Origin of the sequence: Kushneria indalinina DSM 14324, assembly GCF_003385845.1 — a bacterium.
Taxonomy (GTDB): domain Bacteria; phylum Pseudomonadota; class Gammaproteobacteria; order Pseudomonadales; family Halomonadaceae; genus Kushneria; species Kushneria indalinina.
Map to the genome: position 1 here is coordinate 936,031 of NZ_QRDJ01000006.1, position 24,216 is coordinate 960,246.

Genomic DNA, 24,216 nt, shown 5'->3' on the forward strand with positions numbered 1-24,216 from the left:
GTTAAAAGAAAAGGGGCCTCTCGCTGAGAGGCCCTTTTCTGGTTTTCTGACAGGGTCATATCGCCGGCCCAGGGCCGACCCTGACTATTCGTCAGGGTTGTAGGACAGAATCGGAGACAGCCAGCGCTCCATGGTGTCGCGCGACATCTCCTTGCGCGTGGCCAGCGCATCGATCTGATCGCGACTGATGCGCCCGGTCGAGAAATAGCGCGACTGCGGGTGAGAGAAGTACCAGCCGGACACGGCGGCCGCCGGCCACATGGCAAAGCTTTCGGTCAGCGTCAGCCCCGTATTCTGTGTGGCGTCCAGCATCTCGAAAAGGGTTTCCTTCTCCGTGTGATCGGGGCAGGCCGGGTAGCCGGGGGCCGGACGAACGCCTCGGTACTTCTCGCTGATCAGGTCATCGTTGTCGAGCGCTTCATCCGGCACGTAGCCCCAGTGCTCGCGACGAACACGCTCATGCATGTGCTCGGCCAGCGCCTCGGCCAGACGGTCCGCCAGCGCCTTGACCATGATGGCGTTGTAGTCATCGCCGGCCTGTTCATACGCTCTGGCCAGCTCGTCGGCACCATGGCCTGCGGTCACCGCAAAGCCGCCGATCCAGTCAGCGCGGCCGCTCTCCTTTGGTGCCACGAAATCGGCCAGGCTATAGCAGAGACCATCGCGGTTTTTGGTGGTCTGCTGGCGAATGTGGTGAAGGTTTTGAACGACTTCGCTGCGTGACTCGTCGGCGTAGACTTCGATCACGTCATGATCCACCGTATTGGCCGGCCAGAAGCCGATCACACCGCGCGCCTGGATGTGGCGCTCCTCGATGAGCTTGTCGAGCATCGCCGTCGCATCCTGATACAGGTTGCGGGCAGCTTCGCCCACCACGTGATCTTCCAGAATCTTCGGGTACTTGCCCGCCAGCTGCCAGCTCATGAAAAACGGCGTCCAGTCGATGTAGTCGACCAGCGAGCGCAGGTCGACATCCTCGAAAACGCGCAGGCCGGTGAAAGCCGGTTTCGGCGGCTCATAGTCGGCCCAGCCACCATCAAAGCGCCGCTCACAGGCCTGGGCGTAGTTGAGATCGGCTGATTTGGGTCGACGCTTGCTGTTGCGCTCGCGCACCTTTTCGTATTCCGCGCGAATCTCGCCGACATAGGCTTCCTTGAGCCCGGGCGAGAGCAGCTTGCTGGCCACACCCACCGCGCGTGACGCATCGGTGACATACACCACCGGATGGCTGTAGGCCGGCTCGATCTTGACCGCCGTATGGGCCTTGGAGGTCGTGGCGCCGCCGATCAACAGGGGAATATCAAACCCCTGGCGCTCCATTTCCTTCGCCACGTGCACCATTTCATCCAGCGACGGCGTAATCAGACCAGAGAGCCCGATGATCTGGGCGTTATGTTCGCGTGCAGCGGCAAAGATCTTCTCGGCAGGTACCATCACACCCAGATCGATCACCTCATAGTTATTGCACTGCAGTACCACGCCCACGATGTTCTTGCCGATATCATGTACGTCCCCCTTGACCGTGGCCATGATGATGCGGCCCTTGCTGTGATCCTCATCGCTTTTTTCGGCCTCGATGTGCGGAATCAGGTAGGCCACGGCCTGTTTCATGACGCGTGCGGATTTCACCACCTGCGGTAGAAACATCTTGCCGGCGCCGAACAGATCACCCACCACGTTCATGCCATCCATGAGCGGGCCTTCGATCACCTCGATAGGGCGGTCAGCACGCTGACGCGCCAGTTCGGTGTCTTCCTCGATGTAGCTGGTAATGCCCTTGACCAGCGCATGCTCGATGCGCTTTTCAACTTCCCAGCTGCGCCACTCGAGATCTTCCTTTTTCTGGACGCCGCTGCCGTCATCCTTGTAGCGCTCGGCGATCTCCAGAAGCCGTTCGGTGGCATCTTCGCGGCGGTTGAGCACCACGTCTTCCACCGCCTCGCGCAGCTCTTCCGGCAGGTCGTCATACACCGCCAGCTGGCCGGCGTTGACGATCCCCATCGTCAGACCGGCGTGGATGGCGTGATAGAGAAATACCGAATGGATGGCCTCGCGAACCGTGTTGTTGCCGCGAAAGGAAAACGACACGTTGGAAACACCACCGGAGATCATGGCATGGGGCAGGTGCTGCTTGATCCAGCGCGTCGCCTCGATGAAGTCGACCGCGTAGTTGTTATGCTCCTCGATGCCGGTGGCGATGGCGAAGATGTTGGGGTCGAAGATGATGTCTTCGGCCGGAAAATCGATCTCATCGACCAGAATGCGATAGGCGCGCTCACAGATTTCGGTCTTACGTGCCTTTGTGTCGGCCTGGCCATCCTCATCAAAGGCCATGACCACAATGGCCGCACCAAATCGGCGGCACTGACGGGCCTGATGGCGAAAGCTGTCTTCGCCTTCCTTCATCGAGATCGAATTGACAACCGCCTTGCCCTGCACACACTTGAGGCCGGCCTCGATGATCTCCCACTTGGAGGAGTCGATCATGATGGGCACGCGGGAGATATCCGGCTCGGAGGCGACGAGCTTGAGAAAATGCTCCATCGCGGCCTGCGAGTCGAGCATCCCCTCATCCATGTTGATATCGATGACCTGGGCGCCGTTTTCAACCTGCTCGAGTGCCACTTCAAGTGCGGTATTGAAATCCTCTTCCTTGATCAGCCGCTTGAAGCGGGCAGAGCCGGTGACATTGGTACGCTCGCCGACGTTTACAAACAGCGATTTCGCGTTGATGTTGAACGGCTCGAGCCCGGAGAGACGGCAGGCCGGCGCAATATCCGGCACCCGGCGCGGGGGAAGGTCGGTCATGACCCGCTTGATCGCGGCGATATGCTCGGGCGTGGTGCCACAGCAGCCGCCCATGATGTTGACCAGCTGCTGCTCGCCGAAGGTACGCACGATCTCGGCCATCTCGTCGGCTTCCTGATCGTACTCGCCAAATTCGTTGGGCAGGCCGGCATTGGGGTGAACCGACACATACGTGTTGGCGCGACGCGAAAGTTCCTCGAGATACGGGCGCAGGTCCTCGGCACCGAGCGCACAGTTGAGCCCCACGCTCAGCGGCCGGGCATGGCGTACGGAGTTCCAGAATGCCTCGGTGGTCTGGCCCGACAATGTGCGCCCCGAGGCATCGGTAATGGTGCCCGAAATCATGATGGGCACACGGTAGCCAAGCTCTTCGAACAACACGTCGAGGGCGTAGATGGCCGCCTTGGCATTGAGCGTATCGAAAATGGTTTCGATCAGGATCAGATCACTGCCGCCCTCGATCAGCGCCCGCGCCGCTTCCACGTAGTTGTCGACCAGCGCATCAAAGGTGACATTGCGCTTTGACGGGTCGTTGACGTCCGGTGAGATCGAAGCGGTACGGCTGGTCGGCCCCAGCACGCCGGCCACAAAGCGCGGCAGCCCCGTTTCAGCGGCCACCTCATCACACACTTCCCGGGCGAGTCGGGCCGCCTTTTGATTGAGCTCAACGACCAGTTCTTCGGCGTGATAGTCGGCCTGGGAGAGTCGGGTACTGTTGAAGGTGTTGGTTTCAACGATGTCGGCACCGGCTTCGAGATAGTCCCGATGCAGGCGTTTGATCACCTCGGGCTGGCTGAGTACCAGGAGATCGTTGTTGCCCTTGAGATCACTTCCCCAGTGCGCAAAGCGCTCGCCGCGGAAGTCCTGCTCGGTCAACCGCTCGTTCTGGATCATGGTGCCCATCCCGCCATCGAGGATCAGTATGCGTTCCGACATCAGACGGGTCAGTGTCTCCAGAACCGGCGAATCGGCAGCTTTGGGCATGGAAGGTGATCTCCGGACAGTAGTGGGGCGTACATGAAAGAGGGCGTATTCTAGCAAACCCCTGTCAGGCGGACAGGTTTGCGCCCTGAAAGACATTCACGCCGAGCATGAGCCCGGGTAATTCATGCCGGCGCCCTCAGCGCCACTGTGACATGACAGGCATGTTCATTTACCCGAGTATTGCACTCGGATTTGTCGCGAGCTGCTGGCTGGCATAAAATATCGACAGATTTCTTTATTGCGATTGCGCAAGAGGCCGCCAATGAGTCAAAGCATCGAAATTACCGAAAGTGCGCAGGAGTATCTTGCCGATCTGCTCTCGCGTCAGGACGTTGAAGGCATCGGTGTGCGTGTTTTTATTACCCAGCCGGGCACGCCCTACGCTGAAACCTGCCTCGCCTATTGCAGGCCCGGCGAAGAAGAAGAAAGCGATGAGCGAATTCCGCTGGAAAGATTCAACCTCTTCCTTGAAAAACACAGCGTCACGTTTCTTGAAGATGCGGTCGTGGATTTCAATGCCGACCGCATGGGCGGGCAGCTTACCATCAAGGCGCCCAACGCCAAGATGCCCCAGGTCAGTGAAGACAGTCCGCTCGAAGATCGGGTCAACTATATTCTCTATAGCGAAATCAATCCGGGGCTTGCCGCCCACGGCGGCGAAATTCGCCTGATCCAGCTGACAGAAGACAACGTGGCCGTTTTGCAGTTCGGCGGCGGCTGTCAGGGCTGTGCCGCTGTCGACATCACGCTCAAGCAGGGCGTTGAGAAAACGCTGACAGAGCGCATTCCGGAGCTTACGTCCATTCGTGACGTGACCGACCACACCGATACCACCAACGCCTACTACTGATCGCTACCCGCGATTCCCGGCATCAGTGGAAGCGTGCATCAAAAAAACCCCGGCAAGCCGGGGTTTTTTTATGCGCTAGCTACCGGAATTTCTAATACACAAACGGCGGCATCGGCGATTTCGAGAGACGTTCCTGTAGCACCCGAAGTTCGGTGCGAAGACGCGCCATTTCCTCATCCCGCTCGGCCAAAAGCCCCGAAAGATGGTCTTCACGCCCCCGGCTTTCCTGAAGCTGCTGCTCGTTGTAACGGGCCTGCTGGCCCAGATCACGCATCTTGCGCTCTTCTTCCTGCAGGGTGCGTCGCTGCTGCTCCAGCTGGGTGTTGATCTTCTCGATACGCTCCTCGAGCTGCTCCTGGCGACGACGTGCCTGCTTCTCGACCTCCTGCTTTTCATGGCGGGCGCTATCAAGGAGCTGCATCAGGCGATTTTCAGCGCTTTCATGGCGTGATTCTTCCTGTGCCAGGCGCCGCTTGTGTGTCTGATCCAGCTGCTCAAGCGCCTCATGGTGCTCACGCTCCAGGCGATCGCGATCTTCGCTAAGGGCATCGATCTGTCGATCGCGCATGGCCAGGCGCTGATCGCGCTCCTCGAGCTGTCCGCGCAGATGCGCCGCTTCACTTTCAAGTCGGGCAAGACTTGTGGCCTTCTCCTCAAGCCGGGCGGCCGTGCTGTCGAGGCGTTCTCCCAGCGCCTCCAGGCGCTGCTCGGTGTCCTCGACGCGTCGCTGTGCCTGTCGGGCCTCCTCCTGAGCCTGCTCCACCTGCCCATCGGACTGCTGACGATAGAAGGCCAGTGCCTCGCCGGCTTCCTCCTGTGCCTGCTGCCAGAGCCCGGCCAGCGCATCGTGCAGCCGCTCCGGTATGGCCTGGGGCAGGGGGGCATCCCGGTTTTCCTCGCGCCTTGCCCGCCACTCCCGCAGGTGATCACTGATCGTGGTAAAGCTGCCGGTACCCAGTACCTCGCGGATACGCTGAACGCTCGGCGCATCACCACGCTGTATCAGGGTTTCGATCGCCCTTTGTACATCTTCGAACTGCACGCCATTTCGTGCCATGACGGCCTCCTGAGTTCCCTGTGATCGCCCTGAGGTTTCTTCTGTTTTGAGGTGGGCGACATTTCATCACCACTATAGCGGGTTATTGTGGCAAAAACATTATTACGTAATATGTATAACGTAATAATATTTACAAATTAAATAATAAATTCATGATTACGCGTCTTATCATGATTTTGTTCGCCATAATGGGTACCATGGGCGATGAGAGGGCGGGGCAGCTTTTGATGATGGTGAGAATGCGATGAAAAAGGCGTTGAGTATCGAGCCTGATGCCGACAGGGACCGTAAGACTGTACTGGTAGAGCGCGACGCACACGTGGTACCCGGCCAATTGGTCGAGGCGGGGAGCGATCGAGAAATCGTGGCCGCCTGGCTTATGGAATATCGCGCCAGTGCTCAGACCTTCAGACAGTATCGAAAGGAGGCCGAACGGCTGCTGTTATGGCTTGAGGGGCAGGGCAAGCGTCTGGCGCATATCAACCGACGCACGCTCGACGATTTTGAGCAGTTTTTGGCCGATCCGAGGCCAGCCAGTGAATGGATCGGGCCGCCCAGCCCCCGCCACAGTGAACACTGGCGCCCGTTTCGCAAAGGGCTTTCTGCCGCGAGTCGCCGTCAGAGCCTGGTAATTTTACAAACGCTTTTCGGCTGGCTGATCGAGGCAGGGTGGCTGCGTCAAAATCCTTTCAGACTGATGCGGGGAAAGCGCCGACGCCTCGACAATACGCAGGCCGGCGTCGAGCGCTATCTGGAACGACCGCTATGGCAGTGGTGCTGGCAGGCACTCGATACGCCACCGCCAGCAGGAGCATCACTTCGCGCCCGGTATGAGTTCGAGCGCCGGCGCTTCATTTTTGCCTTTGCCTATCTACTGGCGCCACGGGTAAGCGAAATGAGCCACGCTCGCATGAACGATTTTCTCAAACGTGAAGGGCAGTGGTGGTGGCAGGTCACGGGCAAGGGCGGCAAGCGGGCAAGCATCCCGGTACCGGATGCCATGATGGAGGCGTTGATGCAGTGGCGCCGGATGCTTGGTCTAACCGACATGCCGACACCCGAAGAGAGCACACCGGTCATCAGAGCGCTGGATGGAAAGCGCGGCGTTGGCGACAATCAGCTTTATCGCATGATCAAAACGGCCTTCGAGGTTCTGGCAGTAAAAAAGGACCAGGAGGGCGAGGCCGCACAAAACGAGGCGCGGCGACTACGACTGGCCACACCCCACTGGCTGCGCCACACGGCCATTACGCACCAGGCCCAGCAGGGCGTCGAGCTGCGCTATCTTGCACGTACGGCGCGACACTCAAGACTTGAGACCACGGCGCGCTATCTCCACGCTGAGACACAGGAGTGGCACGGACAGATCAATCGTCACACGCTTGATCTGTCGGACGAGGCCCCGGATGACACGCTATAATGCCAATCTTTCCCTTACACCAGCACATGGAGCCGGCATGAGTCCGCAAGAGGCCCAGCAGGAACTGATCGAAGAGTTCGACATGTTTGATAACTGGATGGACCGTTATCAGTACATCATCGATCTGGGCAAGCTGCTGCCCGCATTTCCCGACGAATGGAAAAATGACGACACTCGCCTGGACGGTTGCCAGTCCAACGTCTGGGTTTACGGTGAAAAGCAGGGCGCACAGCTGCACTTTCACGCCATATCCGATGCCGCCATCGTCTCGGGCCTGATCGCCATGCTGCTGCGTATCTACAACGACCGAGCGCCGCAGGAAATTATCGACACCCCCCCCGATTTTCTGGCGGCCCTGGATCTCGACAAGCATCTGTCACCGACGCGCAGCAATGGACTGCACGCCATGCTGGAGCGCATCAAGACAACGGCGCATGCACATGCCTGATGCGTAACGTTTTGAGCGCGCCTATAATGCGCCATCCTTAACAAATGATAAGTATGCATGAAACGCTTTGATGTTTACCGGCATCCCGATGGCCGCCTTGAAGCGGTCAAACAGGGATGGAACTGGCCGGCCTTCTTTTTTGGCGCGTTATGGGCACTGTATTGCCGTCTATGGAAGATCGCTGTATTGACGCTCGTGGGCGTTTTTATTGTATCGATGGCAGGTGCGCTGGAAGAGAGCGGCATGTTGGACGTGATGGCCAATATTGCCTGTCTCGGCCTCTATATTGCCTTCGGCATCAATGGCAACCACTGGAAGCGGCGTCATCTGACGTCGAGTGGATTTCAGCCTGCCGGTACGCTGGAAGCCGGCAATGTGAAAGAGGCCATCAAAAGACATGCGCAAAGACAAAAACCACAGTCGCCGGATGTCGACCACCTGCACACCTTTCAGGCCTGATCCTTGTGCTTTCGGCTCCGGTCATGATCAGAGACTTTCTCGTCATGACCCTTGCAGTCTTTGCAGGACGCCCTGGTAGCCGGCACCGGATCAACCCCGCCAGCACAAAGAGGATGGCAGCGCAGGAGTCGTCGGAGCGCTAGCCACCCACCGCGCATAGCCCCATGCAATTGAATGGCTTCAATTGCATAGTTGGAGCAGGTGGGCCAGAAGCGACAGCGCGGGCCAATCAATGGGCTGATAACATACTGATAGAAAAGCACCAGCCCGATCAAAACCCTGGCAAGCGCCTTTTGCAACCCCCGCAACAGCTGACGCAGCGCGTCAGCTATTGCCATACAGCGCCTCGGCCGACATCATCGGCGCCGTATCCACATGCGCGCCTGTTTCATCAAGCGCCAGGTAAAAGCAGGTGCGCCGACCGGTATGGCAGGCAGGCCCGGTCTGATCGACCTTGAGCAGCAGCGTATCGCCATCACAGTCCAGCCACGCCTGATTAAGCATCTGCACCTGTCCCGAAGACTCGCCCTTGCGCCACGGCTTTTGCCGGGAGCGTGACCAGTAGCACACGCGTCTTGTTCGCAGCGTCTCTTCAAGCGTTTGCCGGGTCATCCAGGCCATCATCAACACTTCGCCGCTATCAAACTGCTGGGCAATGGCGGGCATCAGGCCTTCGTCATTCCAGCCTGCAGCCGCCAGCAGCGCCTCGAGATCCGCCTCATGGCCGGGTGCCGCCTGCTCAAGTGATTTGTAGGTAGGGGAGGATGCACTCATGTTCTTACGCACTCCATGGATTATCGACGACGGTAGGTAACGCGCTCGCCGGAAGGTGCGCCGGCAATGCTGTCACCGTCCCAGGCGATGACGCCGTTAACGATGGTGGTATCGATGCTGCCTCGCAGCGCCGTATTTTCGAAAGGGCTCCAGCCGCACTTGTACAGCAGCGCATCACGCGTCACGGTAAAGCGCTTTTCGAGATCCACCAGTACGAGATCCGCCATATAGCCCTCACGAACAAAGCCGCGATTTTCCAGCTCAAAGCGGCGCGCCACGTTATGACTCGTCTTCTCGACAATGGTGGTCAGCTCGAAGTGACCGGCGTTGACCTGATCCAGCAGGGAGGAGAGGGCGTGTTGCACCAGTGGCATGCCGGAGGGCGCATTGAAGTAGCTGTTGTTCTTTTCTTCCAGCGTATGCGGCGCGTGATCGGTGGCCACGATGTCAATGCGCCCGTCGTTGACGGCCTCCCGAATGGCCTGACGGTCAGCCGCGGTCTTGATGGCCGGATTGCACTTGATCCACGACCCCAGGCGCTCGTAGTCCTCATCGCAGAACCACAGGTGATGCACGCAGGCTTCGGCCGTGATCAGCTTTCCGTCTACGGGGCCGGGCTCAAACAGCGCCATTTCTTCTGCAGTGGTCAGGTGCAGCACATGCAAACGCGTGCCGTGCTTGCGCGCCAGCTCGATCGCCATGCTGGAGCTTTTGTAGCAAGCCTCGCGCGACCGGATCTCGCCATGCAGTGAAAAGGGCACCTGCTCTCCGAAACGCTCGCGCGCCTGGCGCTCGCTCTCCTGAATCATGGGCGTGTCTTCGCAGTGCGTGATGACCGGAATTTTTGCGTTGGCGAAAATATCTTCAAGCGTCTGTGGCGCATCGACCAGCATATTGCCGGTCGAGGCCCCCATGAAAATCTTGATGCCGCAGGTGGTCGCAGGATCGAGCGCCTTGATGGCCTCCAGATTGTCGTTGCTCGCACCGTGATAAAAGGCGTAATTGGCATGGGAGCGGCCACGCGCCAGCGCGTACTTGTTCTCAAGCGCCTGACTATCCAGCGTGGGCGGCTTTACGTTGGGCATTTCCATGTAGGTGGTAATACCGCCGGCGACTGCCGCTGCCGATTCCGTGGCCATATCCGCCTTGTGCGTCAGGCCCGGCTCACGAAAATGCACCTGATCATCAATCATGCCGGGAAGCAGATAACGCCCGCGTGCATCGATCACCTTCCTGGCATCACGCGACAGGGAAGGGGCGATGGCATCAATACGGCCATCAAGGATGCCGACATCCAGTTCACGAATGGTGCCTTCGTTGACGACGCGGGCATTGACGATCAGCAGATCGAACATGGCAAAAGACCTGTATTATTGGAAAAACGTACTGTTGGAAAAAAGGACATCATTGTCGATCAGCGTGACTGCTGACATTGCTGACACACCCCGGAAAGCTCAATGGTCTGGCGCTCGATGAGAAACCCGTGACCGGCAGCCGTCTCATCCAGACGCCGCATGGTGTCATGATCGTGCATCTCTTCAACCAGACCGCAGTGTCGACAGATCATGAGCTGAAAGCCGCGCGAATGGTCGGGACACGGGCAGGCAACATAGGCATTGAGCGACTCGATGCGATGCACCAGTCCCTGTTCGAGTAGAAAGTCGAGCGCGCGATACACAGTAGGCGGTCGTGCTGACGCATGCTCGCTGGACAGCAGATCCAGAAGCTCATAGGCCTTGAGGCCGCTGGAGTGGGCACTGATGATTTCAAAGACCCGGCGACGTATAGGCGTGAATCGCACGTCGTTATCGTGACAGCGTGTTTCGGCCATGCGCAGCAGGCTGGATACATCAGGCATCGAATATTCTCATCGTTAAAACGCAGGACAGCATGGGAAATATACGCTCATGGTAACGTCATCGGGCAGGGCTCGCACCTTGCGGGATAGCACAAATCATCAGCTGACAGAACTGGCAGTATTTCCGCATTACTGTATTTAACATAATATATATTATGCGAAGCACCGATGCTGTTTAGTGCATCCTCACATGGCGGCCGCCATAATGGTTTATATTCATCGCATCGAATAATGCTGTCTGTGTCGTTTTTCAGGAGATCGTCCCATGAAGTATTCACGCGCATTATCAGGATGCTCAACCCTTGCGCTGGCACTAACGGCCCTGTGTCTACCCACGCTTGCCTTTGGCGCCTGCCAGGAAGTGCGCGATCGGATTGCCCGGAACATCGAATCCAATGGCGTCGAACCCATGGGCTATTCACTTGAGGTGATTCCAACGGCCGATGCCGATCAGGCCGAAGGCCAGATCGTGGGTCACTGCGAAAACAATCACTATCAGATTGTCTATCAGCGTCACTACCACTCCAGCAGCGCCGAAACCATGGAAGATGCTTCTTCCGAAGAGATTGATGGCGCATCGTCGATGCCTCTGGAAGACACTTCATCAAGGGTGCCTGAAACCTCATCCGGTTCGACTAAAGCAGCCGGGACCTCAATGCCGGTAGATCATGCCGACGATGCGCCCGCGTCAAACAGTCGGCGCATCGAGACTTCCGACATGCCGGTCAACAGCGACACCCCCTGATCGTCCGTAGTGCGAAAGGTCTTGCTGCTCGCCAATGCAAAAAAGCCTGCTCATTTGAGCAGGCTTTTTTGATGAAGATGCAGCAGATACTCAATCGTCTGCCGGTGCGTAGGAGCCATCCTCACGATGGACTTCACGCCCGGTCAACGGCGGGTTGAACACACAGGCCACCGTCATGCCCTTTTCCTTGCCACGCAGCCAGTGCTCATCATGCTGGTCGAGCAGATACATGTCACCGGCCTTGATGGTGTGTTTTTTGCCATCGGCGATGGTTTCCACTTCGCCTTCGCCTTCATAACAGAAGACGGCTTCAATGTGATTCGTATAGTGAATATGGGTCTCTGTGCCCGGACGAATGCGAGTGATATTAAAGGAAAAGCCGCAGTTGTCCTCGGCCAGCATCAAGCGAGTGCTGTCCCAGTTACCGTTTTCGGCTTCAACAAAGCGGTCGGTCTTGCGGCACTCTTCGAGGTTACGAACGATCATCGGTCTGGCTGCCTTCTCTGGTCACAATGAACATGAATCACCACCAGGGGTGCGGGCGCCATGCGCCCGCCTCGCCCTTTTTATCAATGCCTTTCAGTGATGCTGCGAACGCTTTCTTCAAGGATATTCAGGCCCTGCTCAAGCTCGTCATCCGTGATGGTGAGCGGACAGAGGCACTTGACCACTTCACCAGCCTGGCCACTGGTTTCGATGATAAGCCCGCGCTCAAAAGCGCCGTGGGTGATCTCATCGGCCAGTTCACCGTTGCCGACATCAATGCCACGCATCATGCCACGACCGCGCTCCTTCGCCGGATGGCCGGCATCGTCGAGAAGCCCTGCCAGCCTTTCGAAGCGCTCGCGGATGATTTCGCCCTTGCGCTGAACCTCCTTTTCAAAGGTGTCGTCGGCCCAGTAGTGACGCAGCGTTTCTGTGGCAGTCACCATGGCCAGCGTGTGGCCGCGAAAGGTGCCGTTGTATTGCCCGGGCGTCCATTTATCGAGATCGCGGTGCATCATCAACATGGCAAATGGCAGCCCGTAGCCGGACAGTGACTTGGAGTTGGTCACCATGTCGGGCTTGATATCGGCGTGCTCGAAGCTGAAGAACTTTCCCGTACGACCACAGCCGGCCTGAATATCATCCACGATCAGCAGGATATCGCGCTTTTTGCAGATATCCGCCAGGCGCTTGATCCACTCGATGGACGCTGCATTGATGCCGCCTTCACCCTGCACCAGTTCAACAATGGCTGCTGCCGGGCGATCAAGGCCACTGGATTTATCATCGAGCGCCTTCTCGACATAATCGAGCGTATCCACGCCCTCGCCCATGTAGCCGTCATAAGGCATGAACTGGGCACCGATGGCCGGTACCCCCAGCGCATCACGAAACTTGGCATTGCCGGTGGTCGCAAGCGCCCCCATGGTGACGCCATGGAAACCGTTGGTGAAGGTCAGAATGTTGTGGCGCCCTGTAATACGACGCGCCAGACGGATGGCGGCTTCAACGGCGTTGGTACCGGTAGGTCCGGGCAGCTGAATCTTGTAGTCCAGACCACGCGGCTTGAGGATCAGCTCTTCCAGAGTCTGATAAAAATCCTGCTTGCCATGGGTCCAGAAATCGAGACCGTGAACGATGCCGTCACGCTCGATATAGTCCATCAACGCCTTTTTCAATACCGGGTTGTTGTGCCCGTAATTGAGCGTACCGGCACCGGCGAGAAAATCGATGTACTGCTTGCCTTCAGTGCTCCAGAGATGGGCACCGGAGGCGCGATCAAAAACGATGGGAAAAGAGCGGGAATAAGTGCGAACTTCGGATTCCATCCGTTCGAAATACTGTGTGTCCATTTACAACACTCCCCCGTTTGGCTAGTGATTCAATCAAAAATTGAAGTTGTCCTGCTCAGATCTGCTGTGGATCGAAAGGCCCTATCCGTACCAGATTTTCTGGATCGTGTTCTCCACCAAGCTGTTCTTCAGAAAAATATTCCCGGCTGTTGAGCGGTGCCTGCCAACGCTGCGCCAGGCGCCTGAAAAGCCCCCATGACGCTTCGTTATCCGGCGTAATGGTGGTCTCAAGATGGCGTACACCGGCCTGATGTTCGCGCCGCAAAACGGTTTCAACCAGCTTGCGGGCAAGCCCTGTCCCTCTGGCCTTTTCACCCACTGCTACCTGCCATAAAAAGAAGGTATCCGAGGCATTGGTCTTGATGTAGCCCGACACAAAACCAACGATTTCGCCATCGGCCAGTGTGGCCACGGCGCAACGATCGCGAAACTGGGTGGCGAGAAGCAGGTAGGCGTAAGCGGAATTGACGTCCAGCGGCGGGCAGGCCTTGATGAGCTCATAGATGCCCCATCCATCGTCGGTACCCGGCGGGCGAACAAGAATGGGTGTCTCCCCCTCGATAATCATCTCTGCCAGATCAGGATGAGAGATATCGGATGAAGCCGTCGTTGTTTGATTGGTTGGTATCATGGATATTTCGCAGTTGGCGAATTAGACACACATAATAACAATAACTTATAAAAGCAGCAAATCCATTAATTATGAATTCGCGAGACTTTCATAACCCATTTTTATACCACCTTAAGCCGCCTGCACCACTCCTGCCGGATTTGAAGGCAGCACGTTCAACCCTACTAACTATAGACAAGAAAAAGCCGCCTGCAGGCGGCTTTCGAACTCATGATACGTATCAAGGCATTACGTTCTTGTGACACTGCGCAGAGTGACGAATTCCTCGGCGCTGGTGGGATGCACACCGATCGTGGCATCAAAATCACGCTTGGTAAGCCTTGCGCGTACTGCGATGGCCAGCGCCTGAATCAGCTCACCGGCCTCCTCGCCTACCATATGGGCGCCTACCACACGATCAGTGCTGTCATCGACTACCAGCTTCATCAGGCAACGTTCATCACTGCCCGAGAGCGTATGACGCATGGGCTTGAAATCAGTGGTATAGACACGAATGCTGTCACACTGTTCTCTGGCCTGCTCTTCGGTGAGGCCGACCGTCCCCATGTTGGGATGACAGAATACGGCGGTCGCCACGCTGTCGTAATCAATGGGGTCTGCGCTGCCGCTCCCATAATGAAGCTCTACCAGGCGCATCGCTTCCTCAAGCGCGACAGGTGTCAGTTCCGGCCCTTCGATAATATCGCCCAGCGCCAGAATCGACGGCACGGAGGTCTGGTAGCGGTCGTCGATTTTCAGCTTGCCATCGTATTCACGCTCGACATCGACATTTTCAAGACCCAGCCCTTCAAAGCGTGGACGACGCCCGGTGGCACCGAGAATGGCATCCACTTCCAGCGTTTCGCCGTTGCTGAGCTCCACTTCATAGGCGTCCTGGCGTTTCTCGACCCGAGTGATCGTGGACTCGAAGTGCAGATCCACACCCTTTTTCAGCATTTCGTCACGAATGTAGTCGCGCAGTTCATGATCAAAACCACGCAGGAACAGCGGGCCCCGATAGGCCAGATGGGTTTCGGCCCCCAGGCCATTGAAGATGCTGGCAAACTCGACGGCAATATAACCGCCGCCCATGACCAGAAAGCGCTGCGGGAAAGTTGGCAGATCGAAAATCTGATCGGAGGACAGCACATGCTCGCGTCCTTCGAATTCCGGCATCCAGGGCGTGCCGCCGGTCGCAATCAGGATTTTCTCGGCGCTGATGTGGCGACCATTCACGGTGACCGTGTGTTCGTCAACGATTTCGGCGCGCCCCTGAATCAGCTCAACGCCCGAATTGGACAAGAGCTTTTCATAGATGCCGTTGAGACGCGAGATTTCAGCCTTCTTGTTGTCCCTGAGCACCGACCATTCAAAACGCGGCGCACTGTCGAAGTGCCATCCAAAGCCCTGACTGTCCTCAAAGGCATCGTGAAAATGAGCGGCATAGGAATAAAGCTTTTTGGGTACGCAACCCACGTTGACGCAGGTTCCCCCCAGGTATCGATCCTCGGCGATGGCTACCCTGACGCCCTTGCCGGCTGCGGTGCGAGCAGCCCTTACGCCACCTGATCCTGCACCGATAACAAAAAGATCGACATCATATTGCGACACGGTTGTTGCTCCAGCTGAAAAATATTTGAAACAGAGGCGCTTCCGTTGGAATCCTGCCCTGGGAATAATGGGTCATGATGCTATCACATGAGCGTGCGCCATGGCCGTGCTGGCGTGTTTACCATTATTTATGTTGTTCATTGAAAAGGCCGTAAAAAACGATGTGTGATCACAAGAGTCATCAGGACATCTCACAGCTTCTCGAGCAGAATCGGCTCTGGGCCGATCAGATGGTGGAAAGCGACCCTGACTTTTTCAAGCGCCTGTCGGATCAGCAAAATCCCGATTTTTTGTGGATAGGCTGTTCTGACAGCCGGGTGCCTGCCAACCAGATCATCAATCTCCCGCCGGGTGAGGTGTTTGTGCATCGTAATGTCGCCAATGTGCTACATCACAATGACATGAATGCCCTTTCCGTTATCCAGTTCGCCGTGGATGTGCTCAAGATCAAACACATCATGATCGTTGGGCACTATGGTTGCGGCGGCATCAGGGCGGCCGTTACCGGCGGTGATAACGGCATTGTCGACTACTGGCTCAATACCGTTCGTAACCTCTATCACCAGCATCAGGAGAGTCTTTCCGATCTGTCGCTGGATGAGCAGATCAACCGCATGTGCGAAATCAACGTCAAGGCGCAGGTGTCCAACCTCTGTCAGACCAAGATTTTGCAGCGTGCCTGGGAGCGTGAGCAGGAAGTGACGGTGCATGGCTGGTGCTACAGCCTGGAAAATGGCCTGGTCAAGGACTTGGACAGCACGGTAAGGAACTTTGATGAGGCCGAGGCCTTCCGGCTCGCTCGCTAACGCGTGAACGCTTCATGAAATCGGCCCGACAGGCGTCACATCAATAAACACAACAGTGCTTGACCTGGCTATCAGCTCTCGGTGATAACAGAACCTCACTGTTGCTGGCACAAAGAATCGACATGTCGGGCATGATCTACAAGGCCGGCTTTCGCCCTCCTCGCGGGCTGGCCAACCCTCATATTCAGACCCTGCTGCCACTGCTTCTACCGCGCAGCAAAGTGCGTCTTGAAACAGAGCTTTTGACGCTGCCCGATAATGACATCGTGGAGCTCAGCTGGGCTCAGCCGTCACCCGCTGATGCCCGAGCGCCAATCATGGTGCTCTTTCACGGGCTGGAAGGCTCCGTCGATTCACCCTACGCCCGCATGCTCATGCGAACAGCCGCTGATATGGGCTGGCGCGCGGTCCTGATGCACTTTCGTGGCTGTGGGCGTGTGCCCAATCGTCACCTGCGAAGCTATCATGCCGGCGAGACGGCAGACGCCTACTGGGTGCTCTCACAGCTGACCCGGCGCTATCCCAATGCACTGAAAGTGGCCGTGGGCGTGTCGCTGGGGGCCAATGTGCTGCTCAAGCTGGCAGCTGAACAGGGGGGCGACGGACTTGACCTGGCAGGCGCCATTGCCATCAGCCCGCCACTGGATCTGGCCGCTTCGGCGGATGCCATCAATATCGGCTTCGCGCGCTGCTACCAGCGACATATTCTGAAATCCATGAAGCGCAAGGTCATGCGTCGTGTGGAAGATGGCAGTCTGGACCGGATCAACCGTCACCAGCTCAAGGAGCTGGACACGTTCTGGGCCTTTGACAATGAAATCACGGCGCCCCTGCACGGGTTTGAGTCAGCCACGGATTACTATCGGCGGGCGTCGTCGGGTCTCATGCTTCACCGCATTGAGCTCCCTACCCTGATATTGCACGCAGCCGACGATCCATTAATGCCCAAAAGCCTGCTGGATCGTCTGCCGGTACCGTCAAGAAGTGTGCGTATCGAGATGGCCGAACATGGTGGTCATGTTGGATTTGTAGAGTTTCGCCAGGGGCTGCTGCGCCCGTGGCTTGCCAGACGTGTGGCGCAGCAGCTTGAAAGCTGGCGTGTTGTGCCCGGCAGGCAGCAACACACCCAGCCACTGGGGCGTAATCAGCCACTTGAATAGCCACGCCCCGAATACCCCGCGGGTATCCATCAGATCGGGCAGCTGACCCCTGTTCCCTTGAGGCCACAATAGCCCATCGGATTCTTGCTCAGATACTGCTGGTGGTACTCTTCGGCGTAGTAGAAGGCCTCAAGTGAGGCAATCTGTGTGGTGATTTCCCCCTTGCCGCTCTGCTTCAATGCCTGCTCATACTCTTCAAGGCTCTGGCGGGCGATATCACGCTGCTGTTCATTGCGCACGAGAATGACGGAGCGATATTCGTTGCCGATATCGTTGCCCTGACGCATTCCCTGGGTGGGGTCATGCGCTTCCCAGAACGTCCTGAGCAGTTCTTCCAGGCTGATCTCTGCCGGATTGAAGATCACACGCACGACCTCGGCATGCCCGGTTTTGCCGGTACAGACTTCATCATAGGTCGGGTTGGGAGTGTAGCCGCCGGCATAACCGACCGCCGTGACCCAGACGCCCGGCAGCTCCCAGAAAAGGCGCTCAGCCCCCCAGAAACAGCCCAGCCCCAGAACGATCTCATCGAAACCTTCAGGCGGTGGCGATGAAATATCACGGTCATTGATGTGATGGACGCCGCTGATGTTCATGGGCGTGTCACGGCCTGCCAGTGCTTCTTCTGCACTGGGCATACGCGTTCTGTCGTATCCGAACATGGTGCCTCCCCATCAGGTTTCGAAACGAGATAAACGTTAACAGGCTACAGGTTATCGGGGCGGACAGGAGCAAACACAAGCCCCTCGCCCCGAAAACTGTCTGCTTTGCATCAATACGCTCTATCCGGCGTGCGCCCCAGACTGAAGGTATAAATCAGGTCTACAGCCTGATTGGCCCCCGATACCGCCTGGAGATACAGGTTCTGGATCAGTCGATAGCGCAGCGTCAGCTCGGCAATCGAGGAAAACAACCCTACGCCGTAGCTGACCTGGAAGTCGTCAAAGAGATAGCCGCTGACCACGACCTGACTGTCATCGCCACTGCCGGACGTATCCAGAGACAGGTCATCAATGCCAAAACTTTCACCCAGCTGGCCGATGGCCTTGCCACTTCTGGACAACGACAGCCCGATCAGCGCCGAGGTCAACATGCCGTCGCTATCGCCGTCGGCATCCGGTGCGCGCCCGCGCAGCAGGTAGGACAGCGCGCGTGACTCGTTCATGGCCGGCTCCGAGAAGACATCCAGTTCGGGCTGGTCTGCCGGACCGGTGACTCGCAGACCGGCAATCACATTGTCTGCCGTGCTATCAGGGTTTCTAACGGCCTCAATGCTCAGGTAGGGCTGACCGGGCGGGCCGCTGAACAGTACCTGTCCGCGGCGAATGATCAGGTCCTGCCCCAGCGCCTGGAAGCGCCCGTCTTCAAGCGACACATCGCCGAAAAGCTGCAACTGACTGGCACTCTGACGGACATTGAGCCGGCCCTGTACGTTGGCGTTCAAGCCATAGGCAGCCAGCTGTACGTCATTGCCCACGATGATGTTCACGCCGACGTTGACCTCCATGCCGGCCGCCTCGAGATCCTGGGTGTTGGCCCACGCCAGCTGACGATCGATCTCATTGGTCGCCTCAACCGTGGCCATTTTCTGCTGGCGGGCTTCATACTCTTCACGAGTGACGATGACCTCATCAGAAGACGGCTTGACGGCCGATGCCGGAATCTGCCCGATTTCAAGACGCGCCCAGGGAATCCGTACATCACCGTTGATATCCAGACGCTGCGGGTTGGCAGCCACTCTGATATCGGGCGCCACTCGCAGGCGGCCGAACTCCGGCATGCGAATTTCAAGCGGCGAGTTGCCCCCGTTGAGCGCCATGCTGGCCTGCCAGTTTTCAGTGGTAGGCCAGTTGGCGTTGCCATCGAGATTCCAGCGGGCGTTGCCGACCTGCAGATGGCCCTCTAGCGTACCGCGATCCCCCTGGAATGCCATCGCCATACGGGCATCATCCAGTCCGACCGGCAGCTGAACGCCGCGGGCGCGAACATCACTGAGCACCATATTGCCATTGAGGCGCGGCTCGATCAGGGTGCCGGAAAGTGCAACATCACCGTTGAGCTGGCCGGCCAGCTCGTTCAGGGCCACGACCAGTGGCGTGTAAGGTGACAGCGTCACGCCGTCCACCTGCAGTCTACCGCTTAGCGTTCGACTGCCCAGCGGGTCACCGATATCGGCATTCAGACGAATGCTGCCGGCGTCGCGTAAATTCGTGCCCAGCTGAACCTGCGCTCGTTCAGGGGTGGCCTGAGCATTCAAGCGAATACCTAGATGCGGCAGGGAAAATGGCTGCCCCTGGGCATTCTGACCGCGTACATCGGCCTGACTCTGCAGGTCGGTATCCACATTCCACCGGCTACCTGCCTGCGACCACTGCGCATTGATATCGCCCTCAAGCCCGCCGGCAATTTGCCATTGCGGTGGCAGATAATCGTTGGCCAGCGCCAGGTCGATATCGGAGAGGCGCAGTGCCGCACGACCGCTGTCGGCACTGGCCTGGAGAGTGTCGACCGAACACAGCCGGCCCCCCTGCCGCCTGGACAGACAAAACGGTGAGGCGGTCACGCTGGACTGATCCAGCAGCGCCGTGAACTTCAGTGGCCCATCAAGGGCGATATCGCCCCCCTGGGGCGCACTGACGTCCAGTGGCGAGATCGTCCCGGCGTAGCGCTGTTCTGCCTGATCAAAACTACCATCCAGCGCCATGCGTAATCGACTGACGGGCAGGCCGTCACCACCGTCCACATCCAGGGTCAGTCGATGCTGCTGCAGGGTGCCGTTGAGTGCCGTGGTCACCTGACGAATCTGCTGATCGGCCGCGCTGATATCGCTGGCATCAAGATCAACATTGAAGCTTGGGTTATCGAGGCCCTGCGCCCTGGCGGTCAGGCGAAGCGCGCCCACGCGATTGTCCTGATAACGCAGCCCCTGCCCGCGCAGATCCACATTGCCGTCAGGATTATCCAGCGTCCCTCTGAGCCTGATCTGCCCGTTGGCACTGCCCCCCAGCTCCGGCAGGATTGAGCCCAGTGCGGGCGCCGTGATATCGGCATCCAGTGACAGCCGATCACCGATATCACCATTGGCCGACAAGCGGTTGTTGCCCTGTCGAAAATCCAGTTGATCGATGTGCCACTGCATATCGCTGTTGCCGTTCAAGCGACCTTTCAGGGAGAGTGCTCGATCCTGCAGCGTGCCATCAATGGCAAGCTCGGGCACCTCGACACGCCAATCGTCACCCTGCTGCTGGAAACCGGCGCGCAACTTGCCATTAAGGCGACCGGTCACGGCGTCGGTAAAGTTCTCCAGTCTGAGGCTACTGAAATCAAGCGATGAGGCCACATCCAGAGAAGGCGACCATGTCGCTGTCCCGCTGGCTTCCACCTTCCCGTCGCCAGTCGTGACGGTGAGTGGCGCCCAGTTGAAATGGGCAATATCCCCATCGCCTTTCAGACGAATATCCAGCGGCGATATGCTCGGCCCTTCCACATGGCCAGCCATGGCCAGTTGATAGCCGTCGAGCGAGCCTTCGGCATTGATGTTGATATCGCGGGCAAGCCAGGGCGGCACACCGGGCTCGTCCTCGAGCGGCCAGCGCACCTGAGGGCTGGATAGCTGCAGCCTGAACGGCAGGTCGGGCGCCAGAAGGTCGGCATAAGCACTCAGGGCAGCCTCGATGGGCCCACTGGCATTGATGGACAGATTCAGATCAGAGAGCGCGCCATGGGCGTCAACTTCAATATGCTCTCCCTGAGCCGGCGCCTGCAGGGCATCGGCCACCATCGACAGTGTCAGCGGGTAATCATCCTTGAGCGAGGCCTGAGCGCTCATGGACAGACGTGCGATGGAGGAGTCCAGCGTCAGTCGGCTCAGGTCAATGTTTGATTCTCTGGTCTGGACAGCCAGCGCCAGCTGATTGACCACCACGGGCGTTTCCCCATCAAGTCTCAGCCGGTTGATGGCGACATCGTCGGCATCGATATCCAGTGGCAGCGTGATCTCGGGCATGACGATGCGCCCCTGGGCATCCGTCTGACCAATGATCTCGACCAGCGGATTGGCCAACGGCTTCTGGCCGAGTTCGGCCAGTGTCTCCAGCACGGTGGGCGGCTCGGGATTGGCGACCTTCATCGCACCTTCAAGAGCGTCGGACGACAGCGCAAAGGCAGCGTTATTGGTCAGCAATACCGAGGGCGACGATGCCGCGACCGACTCGGCAGCGGCAATGGCCTGTGCGGTAATCATGTCAGGGCGCGCAACGCGCCGGGCGATGCGCACGTCCAAGCTGGCATCGAGAAGATCCGGCTGATCCAGTCCCGGTGACGTTGCCAGTACGACGCGGGTGTTTTCCAGCCGCGTTTCGCCCAGGGTGAGATGGCTGCCTTCGAAAACGGCGCTGCTGTGAAAGTGCCCCAGCTCGACACGGGTGCCATCTGCCAGACGTACGTGAACGTCGTCCAGACGCAGATCACGCAGCCCTATTGGCAGCGGCGTACTGATTCGATCCATTGTCGAATCGTCATCCGTTGTGTCCGGGTCGGCGCTGTCGCCACCGCGCAATACGACATCAACGCCGCTGAGTTGCAACTGATCCATGCATAGCCGACCACGCAGCAGGCAATCACTGCTCCAGTGCAGGGCAAACTGATCAACATCCAGCCGAAGCGCTGGCAGATCCAGATGCAGCCCCTGGAGGGTGAAATCATCCAGCAGCGCACCTTCCGCGTGCTCATAGGTAATAAAGCCGCGTGACTGCGCCTGCTCGAGCAGTTTGGCGGTTCCCCATGGTGAAAGAACAACGCCTGCCACGATCAGGACAAGTGCAAGAAGCGTCACCACTACCCAGAGGATAGCGCGAGGCAGCAACATCAAAATTCCGGGCCGATGCCAAAGTGCAGACGCCAAGAGTTTTCCTCACTATCAAAGGGATGGGCGATATCCAGACGAACCGGCCCAACGGGTGAAATCCATCGCACGCCTACGCCTGCGCTTGTCTTGAGGTCATCCGGCCACCAGTCGTTAAAGGCGTTGCCGGTATCCACGAAGGTCGCGCCCCACCAGTTATTGGCGACCTGACGCTGATACTCCAGAGAGCCCACCAGCAGGTGCTTGCCCCCCAGCAGATCACCATCACTGTTTTCAGGCGCAATGGTTTCATATTCGTAACCACGTACGCTGCTGTCACCCCCGGTAAAGAATCGCAGCGAAGGCGGTACCTGACTGAAATCATCCGTACTTGTCGCTCCTGCTGTCGCACGAGCTACAAAACGATTGTTGGCGCCCAGGCTCCTGACCCACTGACTGTTGAGGCGGGTCCGCAGGAAGTTGGCGTCCGAGCCCCAGGCATCGCTTGACCCCTCAACCAGGATGTCTTGGCGATCGCCCCACATGGGAAACCGGGTCTCATCCGTGCGGGTGCGTGTCCAGCTCATGCCCGGTATGAACAACACCACCTGATCCTTTTCATCCCCCTGGGTGAAATCCTCATAAGTGGTACGCAGGTAGGCATTTTGTATCCAGTCATTTTCGAAACGCCATTCCCGACCAAAGGACACTGAACTTTCGAAGCTGCGGGTATCGCTTTCGCTGCGATCGGTATTCTTGAACCCGTAACGCATGTAGTAATTGTCACGCGCCGGGTTGGCCAGCGGTACGTTGTATTCCCCTACCAGGGTCTGTTCGGGACCGGAAAGGCTCAGATCATTATTGAGACTATGCCCCTGATCATTGAGCCATGGCATGTTCCAGCCAAAATTGACTCGAGGACCCACGTCGGTGGAGTAACCGATACCGGTTTCAAACTTGTGGCGATCTTCCGGCGTCACGCTGACCTCGATGGGCACGGTCGCGCGCTGGGGCCTTTCCTGCACCGCGAGATCGTCCTGGAAGTCTCTCCCGCCACTGTCGGGGTCTTCACCTTCAACGCGCGCATCCGGTGAAGACGTCACCATTGATGAGGGGCTCTGGCGAGAGCGTTCATCAAGTCGAGGGCGAACGCTGATGCTTCGAAACCAGCCCGCATCACCCAGACGCTGGCTATAAAGAGCAACGTCCGTGGCCAGATAGCGATCATCGGGATCAAAGGGTGCCATCCTTCGCAGACGCTCTTCACGAATCTGGCTGCCGCTCACAAAAATATCGCCGAACCGATAGCGCTCTCCACTCTCGAATACCAGCGAGATATAGGCGGCATGTTCCCAGGGATGGACTTCGATACGGCTTTGTCGATAGCGAGCATCGAAATAACCGCGCTCCAGTGCCAGCCCCGTCAGGCGCGTCTTGAGCGTATCGTAAGGTGTATGCAGGAGGCGCTTGCCTTCCAGGTCTGCCAGAGGATTGGCATCAAGCGCCTCCTGAAAGGGCTCGTCATTTTCTGCCTCGCCCTCGACGCGAACCACCACCGAACGCACACGAACAGGCTTGCCACGGTCGACATCGACAATGACCTCTTCGCGGTTACGAAAACTGACCGAAATCTCGGGTTCGTAATAGCCGTAGGGTTTCAGGGCATCCTTTACCCTTTGCGTTACTTCCGCGCTGTAACTGTAGGTTTGCGTTTCAGCGTTTCCAGGGATATCCAGGGACTGGAGGTAATTGCGAATATTGGTGGCCAGCTCTCCCCGCACACCTCTTACCTCTGCATCGATGGCAAATACGGCAGGTGCCTGACACAGGCTGGTCACCAGCAGCGTTAGTAGAAGCAACTTTCGGGTAGGCGTGCCGGCGATCATGCCGTTACGAGAAAAGGATCGCATAACGTTCAGGAGTTTCCTTGATGATATGAATCACA

20 protein-coding genes are annotated in these 24,216 nt (G+C 57.9%); 7 read left to right on the plus strand and 13 right to left on the minus strand.

Features of this window, described 5'->3' with window-relative positions; all coding sequences use genetic code 11:
- Positions 1-84 precede the first annotated feature (84 nt).
- Positions 85-3,792: a methionine synthase gene (gene metH / locus C8D72_RS04365; protein WP_115853138.1), complete on the minus strand. Its 3,708-nt coding sequence runs from the start codon at positions 3,790-3,792 to the stop codon at positions 85-87.
- 262 nt (positions 3,793-4,054) lie between these two features.
- Between metH and nfuA the strand changes: the two genes are divergently transcribed.
- Positions 4,055-4,642, plus strand: a complete 588-nt coding sequence (nfuA, locus tag C8D72_RS04370) for a Fe-S biogenesis protein NfuA (RefSeq protein WP_115853139.1) — start codon at positions 4,055-4,057, stop codon at positions 4,640-4,642.
- Between the two features lie 91 nt (positions 4,643-4,733).
- Here the strand turns inward: nfuA and C8D72_RS04375 are convergent, their stop codons facing one another.
- Complete coding sequence (locus tag C8D72_RS04375; RefSeq protein ID WP_115853140.1) at positions 4,734-5,699, minus strand: DNA-binding protein; 966 nt, start codon at positions 5,697-5,699, stop codon at positions 4,734-4,736.
- 244 nt (positions 5,700-5,943) lie between these two features.
- Between C8D72_RS04375 and C8D72_RS04380 the strand changes: the two genes are divergently transcribed.
- From C8D72_RS04380 to C8D72_RS04390, 3 genes are read left to right on the plus strand one after another with little or no spacing between them, the layout of a single operon-like run.
- Entirely contained in the window at positions 5,944-7,119 is a 1,176-nt protein-coding gene (locus C8D72_RS04380; protein ID WP_115853141.1) for a tyrosine-type recombinase/integrase, read from the plus strand.
- A 37-nt stretch (positions 7,120-7,156) separates the two neighbouring features.
- Complete coding sequence (locus C8D72_RS04385) at positions 7,157-7,567, plus strand: SufE family protein (RefSeq protein ID WP_115853142.1); 411 nt, start codon at positions 7,157-7,159, stop codon at positions 7,565-7,567.
- 57 nt (positions 7,568-7,624) lie between these two features.
- Positions 7,625-8,026, plus strand: a complete 402-nt coding sequence (locus tag C8D72_RS04390; RefSeq protein ID WP_115853143.1) for a DUF2628 domain-containing protein — start codon at positions 7,625-7,627, stop codon at positions 8,024-8,026.
- Here C8D72_RS04390 and yidD read toward each other — a convergent pair.
- The 4 genes from yidD to C8D72_RS04410 are packed head-to-tail and all read right to left on the minus strand — an operon-like array spanning position 8,017 to position 10,658.
- Positions 8,017-8,364 carry a membrane protein insertion efficiency factor YidD gene (yidD, locus tag C8D72_RS04395; protein ID WP_115853144.1) on the minus strand — a complete coding sequence of 116 codons (348 nt, stop codon included), beginning with the start codon at positions 8,362-8,364 and terminating at the stop codon, positions 8,017-8,019. The genes C8D72_RS04390 and yidD overlap by 10 nt on opposite strands.
- Positions 8,351-8,800 (minus strand): phosphoribosyl-AMP cyclohydrolase, encoded by a 450-nt coding sequence (hisI, locus tag C8D72_RS04400; RefSeq protein WP_115853145.1) that lies wholly within the window; start codon positions 8,798-8,800, stop codon positions 8,351-8,353. Before hisI ends, yidD begins: the two co-directional genes overlap by 14 nt.
- Positions 8,801-8,820: 20 nt before the next feature.
- A complete protein-coding gene (locus C8D72_RS04405; RefSeq protein WP_115853146.1) occupies positions 8,821-10,155 on the minus strand; it encodes a dihydroorotase in 1,335 nt (444 codons plus the stop codon).
- Between the two features lie 59 nt (positions 10,156-10,214).
- The gene (locus C8D72_RS04410; RefSeq protein WP_115853147.1) at positions 10,215-10,658 is read right to left on the minus strand and encodes a Fur family transcriptional regulator; all 444 of its coding nucleotides are present in this window, start codon (positions 10,656-10,658) and stop codon (positions 10,215-10,217) included.
- A 265-nt stretch (positions 10,659-10,923) separates the two neighbouring features.
- On the opposite strand from C8D72_RS04410, the gene C8D72_RS04415 reads away from it, so the two are divergent.
- Positions 10,924-11,403 carry a DUF1161 domain-containing protein gene (locus tag C8D72_RS04415; protein WP_115853148.1) on the plus strand — a complete coding sequence of 160 codons (480 nt, stop codon included), beginning with the start codon at positions 10,924-10,926 and terminating at the stop codon, positions 11,401-11,403.
- Positions 11,404-11,493: 90 nt separating this feature from the next.
- Here C8D72_RS04415 and C8D72_RS04420 read toward each other — a convergent pair whose 3' ends face one another.
- The 4 genes from C8D72_RS04420 to gorA all read right to left on the minus strand — a co-directional run bounded on the left by C8D72_RS04420 (position 11,494) and on the right by gorA (position 15,462).
- On the minus strand, positions 11,494-11,889 hold the full coding sequence (locus C8D72_RS04420) for an ectoine synthase (RefSeq protein WP_115853149.1): 396 nt from the start codon (positions 11,887-11,889) through the stop codon (positions 11,494-11,496).
- An 83-nt stretch (positions 11,890-11,972) separates the two neighbouring features.
- Positions 11,973-13,241, minus strand: a complete 1,269-nt coding sequence (ectB, locus tag C8D72_RS04425; protein ID WP_115853150.1) for a diaminobutyrate--2-oxoglutarate transaminase — start codon at positions 13,239-13,241, stop codon at positions 11,973-11,975.
- 55 nt (positions 13,242-13,296) lie between these two features.
- A complete protein-coding gene (gene ectA / locus C8D72_RS04430; RefSeq protein WP_425453260.1) occupies positions 13,297-13,809 on the minus strand; it encodes a diaminobutyrate acetyltransferase in 513 nt (170 codons plus the stop codon).
- A gap of 291 nt (positions 13,810-14,100) precedes the next feature.
- A complete protein-coding gene (gorA, locus tag C8D72_RS04435; RefSeq protein ID WP_115853152.1) occupies positions 14,101-15,462 on the minus strand; it encodes a glutathione-disulfide reductase in 1,362 nt (453 codons plus the stop codon).
- 161 nt (positions 15,463-15,623) lie between these two features.
- Here gorA and can point away from each other — a divergent pair, with 161 nt between their 5' ends.
- Both can and C8D72_RS04445 read left to right on the plus strand, forming a co-directional pair.
- A complete protein-coding gene (gene can, locus C8D72_RS04440; protein ID WP_115853153.1) occupies positions 15,624-16,268 on the plus strand; it encodes a carbonate dehydratase in 645 nt (214 codons plus the stop codon).
- Positions 16,269-16,390: 122 nt separating this feature from the next.
- Positions 16,391-17,428 carry a hydrolase gene (locus C8D72_RS04445; protein WP_115853154.1) on the plus strand — a complete coding sequence of 346 codons (1,038 nt, stop codon included), beginning with the start codon at positions 16,391-16,393 and terminating at the stop codon, positions 17,426-17,428.
- A 29-nt stretch (positions 17,429-17,457) separates the two neighbouring features.
- On the opposite strand, the gene msrA is transcribed toward C8D72_RS04445, so the two are convergent.
- The 3 genes from msrA to tamA form a co-directional block, all read right to left on the minus strand.
- The gene (gene msrA, locus C8D72_RS04450) at positions 17,458-18,090 is read right to left on the minus strand and encodes a peptide-methionine (S)-S-oxide reductase MsrA (protein ID WP_115853155.1); all 633 of its coding nucleotides are present in this window, start codon (positions 18,088-18,090) and stop codon (positions 17,458-17,460) included.
- A 110-nt stretch (positions 18,091-18,200) separates the two neighbouring features.
- Complete coding sequence (tamB, locus tag C8D72_RS04455) at positions 18,201-22,295, minus strand: autotransporter assembly complex protein TamB (RefSeq protein WP_115853156.1); 4,095 nt, start codon at positions 22,293-22,295, stop codon at positions 18,201-18,203.
- Positions 22,295-24,181, minus strand: coding sequence for an autotransporter assembly complex protein TamA (tamA, locus tag C8D72_RS04460; protein WP_245955145.1), 1,887 nt, complete (start codon positions 24,179-24,181; stop codon positions 22,295-22,297). The genes tamB and tamA overlap by 1 nt, the downstream gene beginning before the upstream one ends.
- Positions 24,182-24,216: the final 35 nt, after the last annotated feature.